Origin of the sequence: Burkholderia sp. AU31624 (assembly GCF_020420065.1) — a bacterium.
In the GTDB taxonomy this organism is placed as follows: domain Bacteria; phylum Pseudomonadota; class Gammaproteobacteria; order Burkholderiales; family Burkholderiaceae; genus Burkholderia.
The window spans coordinates 543,434-559,310 of record NZ_JAIZRT010000002.1; the positions used below are offsets into that span (position 1 = coordinate 543,434).

Annotated in this window: 14 protein-coding genes and 1 pseudogene; 7 read left to right on the top strand and 8 right to left on the bottom strand. The window is 67.9% G+C overall.

What is annotated here, in order from left to right:
* The first annotated feature begins 30 nt into the window (after nt 1–30).
* Both LGM89_RS07750 and LGM89_RS07755 read left to right on the top strand, forming a co-directional pair.
* The gene (locus LGM89_RS07750) at nt 31–417 is read left to right on the top strand and encodes a hypothetical protein (RefSeq protein WP_011356002.1); all 387 of its coding nucleotides are present in this window, start codon (nt 31–33) and stop codon (nt 415–417) included.
* Between the two features lie 72 nt (nt 418–489).
* Nucleotides 490–1,179: a DUF2848 domain-containing protein gene (locus LGM89_RS07755; RefSeq protein WP_226272769.1), complete on the top strand. Its 690-nt coding sequence runs from the start codon at nt 490–492 to the stop codon at nt 1,177–1,179.
* 24 nt (nt 1,180–1,203) lie between these two features.
* On the opposite strand, the gene LGM89_RS07760 is transcribed toward LGM89_RS07755, so the two are convergent.
* Together LGM89_RS07760 and LGM89_RS07765 are read right to left on the bottom strand one after the other, a co-directional pair.
* The gene (locus LGM89_RS07760; protein ID WP_226272770.1) at nt 1,204–1,968 is read right to left on the bottom strand and encodes a class I SAM-dependent methyltransferase; all 765 of its coding nucleotides are present in this window, start codon (nt 1,966–1,968) and stop codon (nt 1,204–1,206) included.
* 13 nt (nt 1,969–1,981) lie between these two features.
* On the bottom strand, nt 1,982–2,608 hold the full coding sequence (locus LGM89_RS07765; protein WP_069250940.1) for a LysE family translocator: 627 nt from the start codon (nt 2,606–2,608) through the stop codon (nt 1,982–1,984).
* A gap of 172 nt (nt 2,609–2,780) precedes the next feature.
* On the opposite strand from LGM89_RS07765, the gene LGM89_RS07770 reads away from it, so the two are divergent.
* The 3 genes from LGM89_RS07770 (at nt 2,781) to LGM89_RS07780 (ending at nt 5,215) form a co-directional block, all read left to right on the top strand.
* Nucleotides 2,781–3,581 carry an AraC family transcriptional regulator gene (locus tag LGM89_RS07770; RefSeq protein ID WP_089497532.1) on the top strand — a complete coding sequence of 267 codons (801 nt, stop codon included), beginning with the start codon at nt 2,781–2,783 and terminating at the stop codon, nt 3,579–3,581.
* Nucleotides 3,582–3,706: 125 nt separating this feature from the next.
* Nucleotides 3,707–4,126, top strand: coding sequence for an ATP--cob(I)alamin adenosyltransferase (locus LGM89_RS07775; RefSeq protein WP_226272771.1), 420 nt, complete (start codon nt 3,707–3,709; stop codon nt 4,124–4,126).
* A 93-nt stretch (nt 4,127–4,219) separates the two neighbouring features.
* A complete protein-coding gene (locus tag LGM89_RS07780; protein ID WP_226272772.1) occupies nt 4,220–5,215 on the top strand; it encodes a LysR family transcriptional regulator in 996 nt (331 codons plus the stop codon).
* 263 nt (nt 5,216–5,478) lie between these two features.
* Here the strand turns inward: LGM89_RS07780 and LGM89_RS07785 are convergent, their stop codons facing one another.
* On the bottom strand, nt 5,479–6,387 hold the full coding sequence (locus tag LGM89_RS07785; protein WP_226272773.1) for a LysR substrate-binding domain-containing protein: 909 nt from the start codon (nt 6,385–6,387) through the stop codon (nt 5,479–5,481).
* A gap of 108 nt (nt 6,388–6,495) precedes the next feature.
* On the opposite strand from LGM89_RS07785, the gene LGM89_RS07790 reads away from it, so the two are divergent.
* Together LGM89_RS07790 and LGM89_RS07795 are read left to right on the top strand one after the other, a co-directional pair.
* Nucleotides 6,496–7,578, top strand: coding sequence for a tartrate dehydrogenase (locus LGM89_RS07790; protein WP_226272774.1), 1,083 nt, complete (start codon nt 6,496–6,498; stop codon nt 7,576–7,578).
* Nucleotides 7,579–7,821: 243 nt separating this feature from the next.
* Nucleotides 7,822–9,132, top strand: a complete 1,311-nt coding sequence (locus LGM89_RS07795) for an MFS transporter (RefSeq protein WP_226272775.1) — start codon at nt 7,822–7,824, stop codon at nt 9,130–9,132.
* Between the two features lie 77 nt (nt 9,133–9,209).
* On the opposite strand, the gene LGM89_RS07800 is transcribed toward LGM89_RS07795, so the two are convergent.
* The 5 genes and pseudogenes from LGM89_RS07800 to LGM89_RS07820 all read right to left on the bottom strand — a co-directional run bounded on the left by LGM89_RS07800 (nt 9,210) and on the right by LGM89_RS07820 (nt 15,457).
* Nucleotides 9,210–10,004, bottom strand: coding sequence for a polysaccharide lyase family 7 protein (locus LGM89_RS07800; RefSeq protein WP_226272776.1), 795 nt, complete (start codon nt 10,002–10,004; stop codon nt 9,210–9,212).
* Between the two features lie 341 nt (nt 10,005–10,345).
* Nucleotides 10,346–10,796, bottom strand: a pseudogene (locus LGM89_RS07805) (shikimate kinase).
* A 225-nt stretch (nt 10,797–11,021) separates the two neighbouring features.
* The gene (argG, locus tag LGM89_RS07810; protein ID WP_069250949.1) at nt 11,022–12,356 is read right to left on the bottom strand and encodes an argininosuccinate synthase; all 1,335 of its coding nucleotides are present in this window, start codon (nt 12,354–12,356) and stop codon (nt 11,022–11,024) included.
* Nucleotides 12,357–12,690: 334 nt separating this feature from the next.
* On the bottom strand, nt 12,691–13,761 hold the full coding sequence (locus LGM89_RS07815) for an FUSC family protein (RefSeq protein WP_089497525.1): 1,071 nt from the start codon (nt 13,759–13,761) through the stop codon (nt 12,691–12,693).
* Between the two features lie 163 nt (nt 13,762–13,924).
* The gene (locus tag LGM89_RS07820) at nt 13,925–15,457 is read right to left on the bottom strand and encodes a sensor domain-containing diguanylate cyclase (RefSeq protein ID WP_226272777.1); all 1,533 of its coding nucleotides are present in this window, start codon (nt 15,455–15,457) and stop codon (nt 13,925–13,927) included.
* Nucleotides 15,458–15,877: the final 420 nt, after the last annotated feature.

The window sequence follows — 15,877 nt, forward strand, 5'->3', positions numbered from 1 at the left end:
ATTCATCCGCTATCGCCACAGGAGAGACAGATGGCCATCAACAAGCTTCACGACGAATTCCATACGCTGGACATGCAGCGCGACTGGCGGCTGCCGGAAGGCTATGACCCCGCGTCCGGCGCGCAGGAGCTGATCCTGTCCGGCGCGCTCGACACCGAGCGCAAGCGCGGCAGCCGCACGCGCCTGTTGCGCCTGCCGGCCGGGCTGCATACGAAGAAGCCGTTCGTGCACGACTACTGGGAAGAGGTGTTTCTCGTCGAGGGCGACCTGACCGTCGGCAACGACGAGCACGGCAACGGCGGTACGCCGTTCAAGGGCTACACGTACGCGGTGCGTCCGCCCGGCGCATGGCACGGCCCGTTCAAGTCGAACGGCGGCTGCGTGCTGCTGGAGATCCACTACTACGACCCGGCGTAAGCGCGGCCGATCCACGACACAAGGCGGGCGGCAGCCCGCAGCGCGTGCGCTGCCCGCCACGAGGAGCATTCGATGAAAACCATCACGTTCGCGATCGACGGTCGCGATGGCCGGACCGAGCGCGCGATCGCGATCGACACGCTCGTGATCGCGGGCTGGACCGGCGGCGACACGCTCGCCATGGAGCAGCACATCCGCGAGCTGGAGGAACTCGGCGTCAAGCGCCCGGCGACGACGCCCGTGTTTTACCGCGTCGCGGCCGATCGTCTCGACCCGTCGCCCGCGATCCAGGTGTCGGGCGGGCAGAGCAGCGGCGAAGCGGAATTCGTGCTGCTGCGCGACGGCGGCGAAACCTTCGTTGGCATCGCGTCCGACCACACCGATCGTGAAGTCGAGACCTACGGGATCACCGTGTCGAAGCAGATGTGCGGGAAGCCGTGCGCGAACACGCTGTGGAAGTTCGACGACGTGGCCGGGCACTGGGATCAGCTCGTGCTGCGCGCGTACGCGACGATCGACGGCGAGCGCGTGCTGTATCAGGAGGGCAAGGTGACCGCGATGCGCGCGCCGGACGACCTGCTCGCGCAGTTCGCACGCCATGACGGCCGCTTCGTCGACGGCACCGCGATGCTGTGCGGCACGCTCGCGGCGATCGGCGGTATCCGGCCGGCCGAGCGGTTCGAGATCGAGCTGGAAGATCCGGTGCTGGGGCGCACGCTGCGGCATGCGTATGCGGTGGACACGCTGCCCGTGGCGGGTTGACGCGGTAGCAGCGCGCGCACGCACTCACGCGCGGCAGATCGCGATGATCTCCGCGCTGGTCGCAGCGTCGAACGGCGCGTGCCGCCAGTCGCCGTGCCAATTGGCCGACGAGAATCCGGCTGCGATCACGCGTGCCCGCAGGTCGGGTTGCGCGACGAAACGCAGCCGGCTCGTGTTCGTCAGCACCGTGTCGTCGCGGCGGAAGCGGTAGTGGGTGTCGAACGTCACGATCGCATCGTCCACCGAGCGCACCGCGTGATGAAGATCGACGATGCCCGCTTCGCGCGACTCGACGCTGCGTGCCGAATGCTCCGGCGTCCATGCACGCCACGGCTGGATGCGCGGATTGCGGGTGTCGAACAGGAAGCGGCCGCCGTCCGCGAGCGCGCGCCGCACGGCGCGCAGCGTCGCGTCGATTTCGGTGTCGGTCAGCAGGCACTGGAACGCATGCCCGGTCATCACGACCGCCTCGAACGGCGGTGCATCGGGCGGCAGGCTGTCGAGCCCGCCCGCGAGCCAGCGCACGGTGTCGGCGCGTGGCTGGCGTCGGGCGTATTCGATCATCGCCGGCGCGGGATCGATCGCGACGACGTCGTGCCCGGCTGCCGCGAGCCGGCGCGCGAACGTGCCGGTGCCGCAGCCGAGATCGAGGATGCGTTGCCGCGCGGCACCGATCACGGACGCGTAGAACGCGAAGTCCTGGTCGCCCGCGTTGAACAGGTCGTAGAGCGCGACGAGGCGCGGGTCGGTGTAGAGGGTTTCGCCGGCGGGCACGGCGGCTGGCGTCATGCGGCCGCGCGTGTCAGCGCTGCTGCACCGCCACGCGCAGCCCGAGCGCGATGAAGATCGAGCCGATGATCTTCCCCTGCCAGCGGGTGAGCCACGTGAGCCGCTTCACGATGCGGCCGAGCGGGCGGATCGAGCACGCGATCAGCGTCGTGTAGAGCGAGCTGAGCACGACGAAGATCAGCCCGAGGACCGCGAACTGCACGAACGTCGAGCCGCGTTCCGGATGCACGAACTGCGGCATGAATGCGAGGAAGAACAGCGCGGTCTTCGGATTCAGCACTTCGGCGGGAATCGCCTGCAGGTACGCCTTGAGCGGCGTGACCGGCGACACGCTCGGCAGCGACGGATCGGACGGCTTCTCGATCAGCGCGCGCACGCCGAGATAGATCAGGTACGCGGCGCCGACCACCTTCACGACGTTGAACGCGAGCGCCGACGTCATCAGCAGCGCCGACAGGCCGACGGCCGCGAACAGCGTGTGCACGAAGTCGCCGCTGGCAACGCCGAGGCCGGTCAGGATGCCGGTCTTGCGGCCACCCTGCACGGTGCGGCTCAGCACGAGCAGCACGGCGGGGCCGGGAATCAGGAACAGGCCCAGGACGACGGCCGTGAAGGTGGTCAGCGTGGTCAGGTCGAACATGGCGGCTCCGGCAGGTGGGCGCAGCGGCGGGGGATCGGGGCATTGTATTCGTTTCGCCGCCCGACTGCAGACGCGGCCCGGGCAACCGCACGGCCGCACCGGCCCCTTTCTGGTATAAGCACGAAAGGACGCGCGGGCAGCGCGTCCGGCTTCCTCCATCGTCCATCGTTTCATGCGCGAGCTTCCACCGACCACCGATCCCGCAGCGGATGACGAATTCTTCCACGTGCCGCGTCCGCTCGTCGTGTTCGGCGGCTCGGTCGTCGAGCCCGAATGGCGACTGGAGCGGCACAGCCATCCGCAGGCACAACTGCTCTATACGCTGAGCGGCGTCATCTACTGCGAGGTCGACGGCGGCGTGTGGAGCGCGCCGCCGCAATGCATGGTGTGGATTCCCGGCGACGTCCCGCATTCGGCGCGCGGCTCGGCCGGCGCGACGTTCTACGCGGTGCTGGTCGAACCCGACGCCGCGCTCGACCTGCCGGTGCGCTGCTGCACGCTGTCGGTGTCGCCGCTGCTGCGCGAGCTGCTGCTGAAGGCGGCGAGCTTCCCGAACCTGTACGACGTCGACGGGCCGCAGGGGCGATTGATCGCGACGCTGCTCGACGAACTCGTCGCGGCGCCGGTCGAGGATCTGTACCTGCCGATGCCGGCCGACCGGCGGCTGCGCAAGCTGATCGACCATCTGCTCGACGACCCGGCCGACAAGTCGCCGCTGGCCGAACTCGCGCGACGCGTGGGCATCAGCGAGCGCAGCCTGACGCGGCTCGCGGCGAAGGAGCTCGGGATGAGCGTCGGCGACTGGCGCCGGCGGCTGCACGTCGCGCTGTCGCTGCGGATGCTGACGACCGGCCGCCGCGTGCACCAGATCGCGATCGATCTCGGCTACGAGAGCGCGAGCAGCTTCGTGACGATGTTCCGCAAGGCGACCGGCAAGTCGCCGACGCAATTCCTGACCGACCGGCAACGCTGAACGACGAAGGCCGCACCGCCACGCGTGCGCGGTTGGCCGGATTGAACAAGCGGTTGGCCGGCACGATAAATGACGCCACAGGCCTCGATCCATAAAATGAGAATCGTTCTCATCTGGAGGCTGACATGCAAATCGTCACGACTGAATTCCCGTTTGTCTGGTTGCGTTACACCGGTTCGACGCACACCGATCCCGCCCGCCTGATCGCCGAACTCGACGCGTTGCTGGCGCGTCGCGAACCGTTCGTTCTTCTGACCGACGACGCGCCGTCCGGCGACGATCGCGGCCCGGACGATCACGAACTGCGCAAGCAGCTCGCGAAGTGGAGCAAGGCCAACCGCGCGCAGTCGCGCGAATGGATCCCCGCGATGATCGCGATCGAGCCCGATGCGGCGCGGCGCGTGGCGCTCAACGCATTCTCGGGTGCGTTCGAGAAGGTATGGGGCTATCCGCTGAACGCGGCAGCCACCCGCGACGACGCGCTCGCGCTGGCGCAGCGGCTGCTCGACCAGCCGGCGCGCGGCGCCGCGGCGGCGAACGGCTGAACCGTCTCTGCCGCGCCGGCGGCGCGGCGTTCCTCGATACGCATGCACGGCGCAAGCGCGCCGCGGCATGCGGCACACATGCAGGGGTGTCCGGTGGACAATCCGATCCGCGCGATGCGCATCTTCACGCGCATCGTCGAAATGAACAGCTTTACGCGTGCGGCGCAGGCGCTCGGCATTTCGCGCGCCACCGCGACGCGAACCGTGCAGGAGCTCGAAACGGCGCTCGGCATGCCTTTGCTGGTGCGTACGACACGCGCGCTGCGGGCGACGCCCGAAGGCGATGCGTATTACCGGCGCTGCGTGCGCATCACGGCCGATGTCGACGAACTCGAAGCCAGCATTCGCGGCGCCGCGCTGCATCCGAGCGGGCCGCTGCGCGTCGAGCTGCCGGCGGCGGTCGCGAACGCGATCGTGCTGCCGGCGCTCGGCGCGTTTCATGCGCGGCATCCCGATCTGATGCTGACGCTGGGGGTATCCGGGCGCGCGGCCGATCGCGTCGGCGATGCGATCGACTGCAGTGTCCGGCTCGGCGAACTGCCCGATTCGTCGCTCGTCGCGCGCCGGCTCGGCATGCTCGAGCGCGTGACGTGCGCGAGCCCTGCGTATCTCGACCGCCACGGCGTGCCGCGCACGCTCGACGATCTGGGCTCGCATCGCGCGGTTGGCATGTCGTCCGTGCCGGGGCAGCGCACGGCTGAACTCGATTTCCTCGTCGATAGGGCGGTGCGCAAGGTGCGGATGGACGGAATCGTCAGCGTGGACGACGAGCCAGCGTATCTGGCGTGCGGCATGCACGGCCTCGGGCTGATCCAGCCGCCGCGCGTCGCCGCGCAGCCGCTGATCGACGCGGGGCGGTTGCGGGAAGTGCTGCCGCGCTGGCGGCCCGACGCGATCGCGGTGTCGGCCGTCTACGTGAAGCGGCCGCATGTGTCGCCCGGCGTGCGCGCGTTCGTCGACTGGATCGCCGAGCGTTTCGAGGCGGCGGTGAGCGGCCATGCGGGCCTGATCACCGCACGGGTGTGGCGGCCGACGGTGGGCGCCGCGGACAGGGTTGATCAGGTGGACGCCCAGATGGCCGCAGCTTGATCAGCAAGTGTCGAGTCAGGCGCGGTCGACGGTTCGCAATCGTCGTGGGTGCGCGCGCTTGACCGACGAGATGGCGCAAGCGGATCGATGATCCCGCCGGGTTGCCGTGGCGAAGCGGACGGCGGCGGCCGGGCGCGGCCGGCTCATATGAAGGTGCCGATATCCTGGCGATTTTTTGACGAAATAGCTGAAATATTGGCGCTTTTGACCGAGCCGCACGTTGGTCTCTCCTGAGTCGACGGACGTCGTTTCGTGCGTCCCGATCACCGCCCCAGCTCTTCCGCCAGAAAATCGACGAACGCCCGAATCCGCGTGGACATCTGGTGACGCTGCGCATACACCGCATAGATGTCGGCGCTCGGCGTCTCATGATCGGGCAGCACGACGACCAGGCGACCGTCGGCGAGGTAGTCGCGCAGATCCCATTCCGCGCGCATCAGGATCCCGTGTCCGTCGAGCGCCCATTTCACGGCGATCTCGCCGTCGTTCGTCGTCAGGTTGCCGTTGATGCGCACGGCCTCCGTGTGGCGTGCCGCGCCGCGCCCGCTCGTCAGGCGCCAGATTCCGTAACCTTCGTCCCCCTGCCGGATGCCGATGCAGTTGTGCCGCGTCAGGTCGTGCGGCGTCGCCGGTGTGCCGTGCCGCGCGAGATACGCGGGCGCCGCGCACAGCAGCCGGCGGTTCGGCGCGAGCCGTCGCGCGACGACCCGCGTATCGGGCGGCTCGCCGAAGCGGATGCATACGTCGAACGCGTCGTCGGTGAGCGGCGGCGGCATCACCGACAACTGCAGCTGCACCGACACCTCCGGATAACGCGCGACGAAGCGAGAGATCGCGGGGCCGACCTGGTTACGCCCGAAACCGAGCGTCGCGTTCACGCGCAGCAGCCCCTTCGGGTGCTGCTTCGCGCTGCCGAGCAGTTCGCCGAGCTCGTCCATCTGGTCGAGGATCCGGCGCGCGTAGTCGAGATACACGTCGCCTTCCGGCGTCAGCATCATCCGCCGCGTCGTGCGGTTCACGAGCGTCACGCCCGCGCGCCGCTCCATCTGCGTGAGCCGCTTGCTGACGGCCGCCGCGGTCAGCCCGAGTTCGCGCGCGGCCGCGCTCAGGCTGCCCGACGCGGCCAGCGTCGAGAAGAAGCCGAGATCGGCCGGCTGGACGGTATCCGCCATGACGGGATTCGTGAATTAAAGTTAAAGATGCTTTGAGTCTAGCACCGGTTCCTGTACTTCTGGTTCGGTAAAGTGCCTTCACGCTGACGATCAATCGAGGATGTGCGCATGAAGACCTACCGTATCGCAACGATTCCCGGCGACGGGATCGGCAAGGAAGTCGTGCCTGCCGGCAAGCAAGTGCTGGAAGCGCTGGCCTGCGGCAGCGACCGCTTTGCGTTCGAGTTCGAGGATTTCGACTGGGGCGCCGACTACTACCGCCGGCACGGCGCGATGATGCCGGCCGACGGCCTCGACGCCTTGCGCGGCAAGGACGCGATCCTGTTCGGCTCGGCGGGTGACCCCGACGTGCCCGATCACGTGACGCTGTGGGGGCTGCGCCTGAAGATCTGCCAGGGCTTCGACCAGTACGCGAACGTGCGCCCGACGCGCATCCTGCCCGGCATCGACGCGCCGCTGAAGCGCTGCGGGCCCGACGACCTGAACTGGGTGATCGTCCGCGAGAACTCGGAAGGCGAATATGCGGGCGTCGGCGGCCGCGTGCACCAGGGCCATCCGATCGAGGCCGCGACCGACGTGTCGATCCTCACGCGTGCCGGCGTCGAACGCATCATGCGCTTCGCGTTCCGGCTCGCGCAGTCGCGCCCGCGCAAGCTGCTGACCGTGATCACGAAGAGCAACGCGCAGCGCCACGCGATGGTGATGTGGGACGAGATCGCGAAGCAGATCGCGCAGGAATTCCCCGACGTGACGTGGGACAAGGAACTCGTCGATGCAGCGACCGCGCGCATGGTCAACCGGCCGGCGTCGCTCGACACGATCGTCGCGACCAACCTGCATGCGGACATCCTCAGCGATCTCGCGGCCGCGCTCGCCGGCAGCCTCGGCATCGCGCCGACCGGCAACATCGATCCCGAGCGCCGCTATCCGTCGATGTTCGAGCCGATCCACGGCTCCGCGTTCGACATCATGGGCAAGGGGCTCGCGAATCCGGTCGGCACGTTCTGGTCGGTCGTGATGCTGCTCGAGCACCTCGGCGAAACGGCCGCCGCCGCGCGGGTGATGCAGGCGATCGAGGCGGTGACGGCCGACCCGTCGCTGCATACGCGCGATCTCGGCGGCAGCGCGACGACCGCGCAGGTGACGGCGGCCGTGTGCGAGCGCGTCGCGAACGCGGCGGTCGCCGCCTGACGACAGGCGCGGAGATGGGCAGGCGGGCCGCGACATGGCGGCCAGCGACCCGCGGCGGCGCGCGAGCGCAACCGGTTACCGGGCGTCGCCCGTTCATCGTCCCCGGATTTTCCTGCCCCGAGACTCGCGCGCCCGACGCGAGCCGGGCGCGCCGGCCCACGCGCTTCGTCGCGGCGCCGGCGAGCATTCAACCACCGAGCACGACTCGACGACTAGCCGGCTCGACCTCGAAGGAGGAGACACATGCAAGCGGATCTGGAAACCCGCGTCGCGCGGAAACTGATGTGGCGCATCATTCCGTTCGTGATGCTGCTTTACTTCGTCAGCTTTCTCGATCGCGTCAACGTCGGCTTCGCCGCGATGACGATGAACAAGGCGATTGGCCTGTCGCCGACCGCGTTCGGGTTCGGCGGCGGCCTGTTCTTCATCGGCTACTTCCTGTTCGAGGTGCCGTCCAACCTGATTCTTCATCGCGTCGGCGCGCGTATCTGGATCGCGCGCGTGATGATCACGTGGGGGATCGTGTCGGCCGTGTCCGCATTCGCGGCCGGGCCGACGAGCTTCTACGTGCTGCGCTTCCTGCTCGGCGTGGCCGAAGCCGGGTTCTTCCCCGGCATCATCCTGTACCTGAGCCTGTGGTTTCCCGCGAAGCAGCGCGCGGTGGCCGCCGCGTGGTTCATGGCGGCCGCGCCGATCTCGACCGCGATCGGTTCGCCGTTGTCGGGCGCGATCATGCAGATGCCGCCGATGTTCGGGCTCGCCGACTGGCAGATGCTGTACATCGTCGAAGCGCTGCCGGCGGTCGTGCTCGGCTTCGTCGTGCTCAGGTGCCTGACCGATGCGCCGTCGAAGGCGGCGTGGCTGCGCGCGGACGAGCGCGACTGGCTGGTCGCGAAGCTGAAAGCCGAAGCCGATGCGCGCCACACGCATGCCGGGCATACGGCCGGCGCGTGGCAGGCGCTGCGCGACCCGCGCGTGCTGGCGCTCGCGCTGATCTACTTCGGCACGTCGGCGGGGCTGTATACGCTAGGCCTTTGGGCGCCGCTGATGGTCAAGCAGTTCGGCTTCACCGCGCTGCAGACGGGCCTGCTCACCGGGATCCCGAGCATCGCCGCCGTCGTCGCGATGATCGCGTGGGCGCGGCATTCGGATCGTACCGGCGAGCGCACGTGGCACGTCGTGATTCCGTGCGTGCTCGCGTGCATCGGCTTCGTTTTCGCGGGGCAGGCGAGCACAGCGCTGCTGACCGTGCTCGCGCTGGTCGTGGTCAACATCGGGATCAGCGCCGCGAAGGCGCCGTTGTGGGCGATGCCGAGCGCGTTCCTGTCCGGCGCCGGCGCGGCGGCGGGCATTGCGATGATCAACTCGATCGGCAATCTCGGCGGGTTCGTCGGGCCGTTCGCGATCGGCTGGTTGAAGCACGTGACGGGCGGGTATGCGGCGGGGCTCTACGTGGTGGCGGGCACGCTCGCGGTGTCGGCGGTCGTCACGCTGATGTTGAGCCGCAAGGGCGCGAGGCAAGCCGCCGTGCCGGGCGTGCGGCATCACTCGTAAGCGCGACGTGTGCATCGAAACGCCGGACGGTCGCGCATGACGTGCGCCCGTCCGGCTTCATGCGTCGTGCCGCGCGATCAGCTATGCGTGAGCGTCAGCGCATAGAACTTCACGACGGTGCCGGGCGTCGTCAGCGGCGTGCCGGACACGGCCGTCTGGTCGTAGTCGCCCGCCTTGAAGTAGAAGCTCTCGCCATCGAAGCTCGAATCCATCGTGAAGGTCTTGGTCGTGCCGTTCGCGGTGACGGTGATCGTCGTGCCGCTCAGGCTCAGCGCGTAGCTGAACTTCTGGCCGACGCCGACCGTGGTGATCGGCGTGGTCGTCGACTTGCCGCCCTGGTTGGTGCTTTCGAGCAGCAACTGCACGACGCCGCCGGACGTGAACTGCAGCTCGCACAGTGGCTTGCTCGGGCCGGTGCCCTGGAAGATCTGGCCGATCGTCGTGTGGTCGGGCACCTGCGTGACGGCCACCGTCGCGTTCAGCCGGTTGGTGCCGGAGGTTGGCCAGATCGCGTTCTCGCGCAACTCGGTGCGCGGATGCAGCGAGCCGGACGTCGTCCAGCCCTGCGTCGGGTCCATCATCACCATCGATCCGTCGCTACCGTCCGTGTAGAAATACGTCGGGTTCACGTAGCCGCCCGCGAGCGACGAGCCGCTCACGGTGTCGACCTTGCCGGACGAGCCGGTCGGCAACTGCAGCGTGAACGGCGCGAGGTTGAAGTTCGAGCCGGGCGGGTTCGACGGGCTGAGCGCCATCACGGTGGCCTGCTGGCGGGCGGCGGCGGCCGGGCTGGCCGGATCGTCGCCGCCGCACGCGGACAGGCACGCAACGGACAGAACGGCGACGACGCACGGGATGATCCTGTTCTTCATGGTGTCTCTCTCTGATGGTCCGTGGCTGGGCACCACGTTGTGGATAACGTTTTCCTATTCGGGCGCCTGATCGTTGAAGCGAGATCGGTTGCCCGCAGGATTCACTCCAAAATACAGAAAGCAGATGAGGCTCGAAGGTTGAAACAGTGATGCCGGGAATTGCGGGATTTTCAAGGCTTGCAATCGGCTTTCCGTGAACGCGCTCAAGCCGATCGAGGACGATGCTAGCAAGAAGTGTCGGGAGAGTAAACGTTTTCCTATTTTGGCCGGAGAAGCTGTCTTTCGCCGGCTGCTGCGAGGTATCCGCGTGCCGGCGTGAAGGGTGCGGGCAGATGTGCCGGTTACGACTCCGTCGCCGCGACGTGTTGCGCGATACGCGCCGCACAAGCATCGGGCGTTGCATCGGACGTATCGAGCACCATCTGGCTGAACGGCCGCGACGCATAGCCTTCGCGATACATCTCGGCGATCCGGTTGCGCTCCCAGTCCGTCAGCGCACGCGAGCCGCGATTCGACGCTGCGACCGCTTCGGGCGGCGCGCAGCCGCTCGAACTCCGTTTCGCCGATCGGATAGGCGATGACCAGATGACGCTCACGTGCGTGGGTGATCTGCGTGACGAGACGTTCGAGCGCGATCGCCCACTGCACGTCGAACGGCGCGTCTACGGGGGCATCGTGATCGTCGCCGTCGATGAAGCGCGCGTCGGGCAGCGCGCGTGCGAGCGCGAGACCGATCGTCGTCTTGCCGCTGTTGATCGGGCCGTTCAGGTGGATGACTGTGAGGGCGGTCATGAGTCGGCGCAGAAATCGGAACACTCGCAGCTTGCCATGACGGGGGCGGCGATGCCGTGCCGTTGTTACGGCACGCGGGGCGATGCGATTGCGGAGGGGAAAGCGGAAAGGCGGGGGAGAGGCGGAGGAAGCGGCAGGCTGCGTGCGCGAAGAAGAGGATCCGCCCACCCAGCCTGCCCAACCGAACCGCATCCAGCGATGCGGCACGGCGTCGAGCGAAGCGACTTACTTCTCGTCGCCCTTGATCTGCGGCAGCGCCGACGCTTCACCCGGCGTCAGCAGCCCGACTTGCGAGTACACGCGCAGCTTGTCGCGCGTATCGGTGATGTCGAGGTTGCGCATCGTCAGCTGGCCGATCCGGTCGCGCGGCGAGAACGTCGATGCGACCTTCTCCATCGACAGGCGTTCCGGCTGGTACGTGAGGTTCGGCGACTTCGTGCTCAGGATCGAGTAGTCGTTGCCGCGGCGCAGTTCGATCTTCACTTCGCCGGTGATCGCGCGTGCGACCCAGCGTTGTGCGGTTTCGCGCAGCATGATCGCCTGCGGGTCGAACCAGCGGCCCTGGTACAGCAGGCGGCCGAGGCGGCGGCCGTTCTCGCGGTACTGCTCGATCGTGTCTTCGTTGTGGATGCCGGTGACGAGACGCTCGTACGCGATGTACAGCAGCGCGAGGCCCGGGGCTTCGTAGATGCCGCGGCTCTTCGCCTCGATGATGCGGTTCTCGATCTGGTCGCTCATGCCGAGGCCGTGGCGGCCGCCGATGCGGTTCGCTTCCAGCAGCAGCTCGACCGGGTCGGTGAACTCGACGCCGTTCAGCGCGACCGGCTGGCCGGCTTCGAAGCGCACCGTCACTTCTTCGGCGGCGATCTTCACGTCGTCGCGCCAGAACGCGACGCCCATGATCGGGTTCACGATCTTGATGCCGCTTTCGAGGCTTTCGAGATCCTTCGCTTCGTGCGTCGCGCCGAGCAGGTTCGAATCGGTCGAGTAGGCCTTCTCGGCCGACATCTTGTACGCGAAACCGGCCTGGTTCATGAATTCGGACATTTCGGCACGGCCGCCGAGCTCGTCGATGAACGTCTGGTCGAGCCACGGCTTGTAGATCTTCAGATCCGGGTTCACGAGCAGGCCGTAGCGGTAGAAGCGCTCGATGTCGTTGCCCTTGTACGTGCTGCCGTCGCCCCAGATGTTGACGCCGTCTTCCTTCATCGCGGCGACGAGCATCGTGCCCGTCACGGCGCGGCCGATCGGCGTGGTGTTGAAGTACGTGACGCCGGCCGTCGTGATGTGGAACGCGCCGCTTTGCAGCGCCGCGATGCCTTCGGCGACGAGCTGCGCGCGGCAGTCGATCAGGCGGGCGCCGGCTGCGCCGTATTCGATCGCGCGTTTCGGGATCGCGTCGTAATCGTCTTCGTCGGGCTGGCCGAGGTTCGCCGTGTATGCGTACGGGACGGCGCCCTTGAGTTTCATCCAGTGCAATGCAGCGCTGGTGTCCAGGCCGCCGGAGAAGGCGATACCGACCTTCTGGCCGGTCGGGAGGCTTTCGAGAATCGTGCTCATAGGAATTACCGTGGATTGAAGCCGGTGGGATCGTATTTCGCGGAATATGCGAGTATCGGCTGTCCGGGAGGTTGGGGCAAGGGCTGATTTTCGCGCGGAACCGTCGTCGAGCCTGTCGCGGCGGGCCTGGCGGGCGGTGAGCCGGGTGGAGAATACCGCGCTCGCCGGTGCGAAATCGCGGCAGAAACAGGCATCGACGCGCCCGGCGCGGGCCGTGTTTCCGGGGCCGGATCGGCTGACGGGTGGGGCGGCCCGCCGTCAGGATGCCGATATGTCAAGCTGAAAGGTATATGAAAGACGGGCGCGCGCGCGAAGCCCCGGATCCCCGCCGACGTCAGATGTTCCACGACTGCGCGGTGTCGAGCAGCTTCTCGCGCAGTTGATCGACTTCCCCGGCCAGCTTGGCCGTGATCGACACGTAGCCGGACAACTGCGGCGGCGGCGCGTCGTGCGGCACGTCCGTCGGCCGGCGGCGCGGGGCGAGCCGGCTCGGCGTGCCGAACTTGAGCGCGCGGCTCGCGCCGACCAGCGTGTCGCGGATGCGCCGGTTCACGGCCTTCATGTCGACGCGCATGTACTCGCGGGCCGCGATGTCGTCGCGGGCCGGCACCGCGCTCGACAGGATCTCCAGATAGCCGATGCACAGGCGCAGGCTGCGCTGGATCGCCTCGAGCTGCATCATCGACGTCTCGCATTCCTTCGACACCGACGGCATCAGCGAGCGCAGCTGGACGAGCAGCGCGCTCAGCGCGGCCATTTCCTTCAGGTGCGCGTCGTCGCTGACCTGGCGGTCGCCCGCGAGCCGCGCATGCACGGCCGCGCACGCGCGCAGCGCATCGGCGAGCTTGTAGCGCCACGAGTAGGTGGCATAGAGCGGCAGCGCGAACGAGAACGCGAGCGCGATCGCGATGCCGACCAGCACGTTCACCGCGCGCCACAGGCCGTCGACGATCTCGTTGTCGCCGTGCCCGGCGACGATCACCATCGTGATCGCCGACAACAGCGCGATGTAGCCGGCCTTGCCGATCGCGTGATACGCGCAGATACCGCACCCAATGGCCATCAGCAGGTAGATCGCGAACGGTGCGTGCAGGAACGAGTAGAGGAGGATCAGCCCGAGCCCCGCCAGCGCGCCGATCGACGTGCCGAGCGCGCGCTCGGCCGCCTTCTTGCGGATGTTGCCGTGGTGCTGCAGCCCGCCGACGACGATCAGCACGGTGATCGTCGACCACTCGCCGTGCGGCACGTTCAGGCCGGTGGACAGCGCGATCGACACGAGAATCGCGAGCGAGACGCGCGCCGCATGGATCAGCTTCGCGTGCCGGTAGCGGCGGTACGGCTCGAGCAGCGGGCGGAGCGCGTGACGCAGGAACGGCGGCAGCCGGGCAGGGAACGGGGTGGTCATGGCGGAACGGGAGTGGCTGGAACGCGCACGGCGGCCTGCGCGGGCCGGCGCCGCGCCGCGTGCGCAGCAGGTGTCACGCTAACCGAACACGGGAGGACTGTCCACGGTGCGGTCATCCGGCCCGGCCGGCCGCGGTGCGACTTCACGCCACGTCACGGCGACGTCATGCGCCGGCGGCGCTCGGCTGCGCCTCCAGCACGCGATTGCGGCCGCCGGACTTCGCGCGGTACAGCGCCTCGTCGGCCCGCTGCAGGAGCGTCGCGGCGTTCACGCGGCCGTCGGTGGCGGTCGCCGCGCCGATGCTCGCCGTGACGCGCCCGTACGGGCTTTTCGCGTGCTCGATGTCGAGCGCCGCGATCGCGCGCCGGATGCCCTCGGCGACGGTCAACGCGCCTGGCGCATCGGTGTCGGGCAGCGTGACGACGAATTCCTCGCCGCCGTAGCGCGCGACGTGATCGCTGTCGCGGCGCAGGCAGCGCGAGGCGGTTTGCGCGACGCGCCGCAGCACGTCGTCGCCGGCCGGATGGCCGTAATAGTCGTTGAATGCCTTGAAGTGATCGACGTCGACGAACAGCACCGACAGCGGGCGGCCGCTGCGCGACGCACGCTGCGCCTCCTTCGCGAGCACCGTGTCGAACGTGCCGCGGTTGTCGAGGCCCGTCAGCGCATCGGTGTGCGCGAGCCGGTACAGCTTCGATTCGGCGACCTGGCGGCGCTTCAGTTCGCGCGACAGCGCCAGCGACCCCCACGCGATGAACCCGGTGAACAGGCACATCAGCACGACGGTCCAGATCGCGCGGTGGTGCCACGACGCGTAGATGTCGACCTCGGCGGGCGCGACGTCGACGATCAGCGGCAGGGCGGCGAGATGCTTGTAAACATAGATGCGCCGGATGCCGTCGATCGTGCCGACCCCGGCCAGCGCGCCGTCGCGGGCGCGCTGCGATTCGATGAACAGCGGCGAGCTGTGCAGGTCGAGGCCGACCACGTGCGGGTCGTACGGCAGGCGCGATACAAGCGTGCCGTTGTCCTCGACGATCGCCGCGCTGCCGTGCTTGCCGACCGCCAGGCCGTCGAGCAGCGCGCGGAAGTAGTCGATGCTGAGCGTGCCGACGACGATGCCGGCGAACGCGCCGTCGGGCCGGTTGATCCGGCGGCTGAGGGCGATCGTCAAGGCGCCGCCGCGCAGCCGGGACGCATACGGCCGGCTGATGTAGAGGCCCTGGGCGAGCTGGTCGCGATGGACGGCGAAATAGTCGCGGTCGCCGAAATTGCCTTGCCGGGCGGGCGATGCGCTCGAATCGATCACGATATTGCCGAGCGCGTCCATCACGAAGATCGACCCGAGATACTCGCCGGTCGCCGCGCGGTCGAACAGCAGGCGGTGGCGCTGGTGCGGGGGCAGGGCCGCCAGTTCAGGATCGGTAACGCCGTCGACGACGTTCTGCAGCGACAAATCGTAGAGCTCGATATTGCGCGCAATATCGCGCTCGATCAGCAGCATCAGGTTGCGTGCATTTTCGACCGCATGGTCGTATGCATCGCGCCGCGCCTCGATTAAAAGCGACGTGGAAAGCCCCCAGCTGAACATCAGCAGCGCGATCCCCGCCACGAGTACGCCGCGGGGCGACAGAATGCGTGCCACGATCGACGCGGTATGGCGGCGCAGCGCGGCGGGCAGCGTGAGTGACTTCATCCTCGATGGGGGGCGGGCGGCGGATTTTCGCGTCGTTGGCGATTCCGTACGCTGTTTATTTTGAATCGGGGCGCATTATCTCGCGAATTCCGGAGATTCGCGTGTGCATGCAAAACATGCATGCGGATCCGGCGATTCCAAATTGTTACGCAGCATTACCGCTTTACGGAAGGGTATTTGATTTGAATCAATCGTCGATATCGGTCGTATTGTCTGAATAATCCCGTGATTACCCGGCGATTATGCGTACTGGCGCGGTATCGGGCGGATTGCGATGGGGCATCGATGGGGGCGGAGAACCGGATAACCATCCATTGCGCGGTTTTTTTGAGCCGACCTGCGACGGCGGCCCGGTTCGACGCGGCCAACCCCTTGATTCTGTGCAGTCTCCGCGGCGGCGGCGGGCGGCGGCACCTGAGC

Excerpts from the sequence above, each read along its gene's own strand:
- LGM89_RS07790 (WP_226272774.1), top strand. The coding sequence starts at position 6,496 with ATGAAGACCTACCGTATCGCAACGATTCCCGGCGACGGGATCGGCAAG.
- LGM89_RS07765 (WP_069250940.1), bottom strand. The coding sequence starts at position 2,608 with ATGTTCGACCTGACCACGCTGACCACCTTCACGGCCGTCGTCCTGGGC.
- LGM89_RS07775 (WP_226272771.1), top strand. The coding sequence starts at position 3,707 with ATGCAAATCGTCACGACTGAATTCCCGTTTGTCTGGTTGCGTTACACC.
- LGM89_RS07800 (WP_226272776.1), bottom strand. The coding sequence starts at position 10,004 with ATGAAGAACAGGATCATCCCGTGCGTCGTCGCCGTTCTGTCCGTTGCG.
- LGM89_RS07815 (WP_089497525.1), bottom strand. The coding sequence starts at position 13,761 with ATGACCACCCCGTTCCCTGCCCGGCTGCCGCCGTTCCTGCGTCACGCG.
- LGM89_RS07820 (WP_226272777.1), bottom strand. The coding sequence starts at position 15,457 with ATGAAGTCACTCACGCTGCCCGCCGCGCTGCGCCGCCATACCGCGTCG.
- LGM89_RS07795 (WP_226272775.1), top strand. The coding sequence starts at position 7,822 with ATGCAAGCGGATCTGGAAACCCGCGTCGCGCGGAAACTGATGTGGCGC.
- LGM89_RS07755 (WP_226272769.1), top strand. The coding sequence starts at position 490 with ATGAAAACCATCACGTTCGCGATCGACGGTCGCGATGGCCGGACCGAG.
- argG (WP_069250949.1), bottom strand. The coding sequence starts at position 12,356 with ATGAGCACGATTCTCGAAAGCCTCCCGACCGGCCAGAAGGTCGGTATC.
- LGM89_RS07770 (WP_089497532.1), top strand. The coding sequence starts at position 2,781 with ATGCGCGAGCTTCCACCGACCACCGATCCCGCAGCGGATGACGAATTC.
- LGM89_RS07760 (WP_226272770.1), bottom strand. The coding sequence starts at position 1,968 with ATGACGCCAGCCGCCGTGCCCGCCGGCGAAACCCTCTACACCGACCCG.
- LGM89_RS07785 (WP_226272773.1), bottom strand. The coding sequence starts at position 6,387 with ATGGCGGATACCGTCCAGCCGGCCGATCTCGGCTTCTTCTCGACGCTG.
- LGM89_RS07750 (WP_011356002.1), top strand. The coding sequence starts at position 31 with ATGGCCATCAACAAGCTTCACGACGAATTCCATACGCTGGACATGCAG.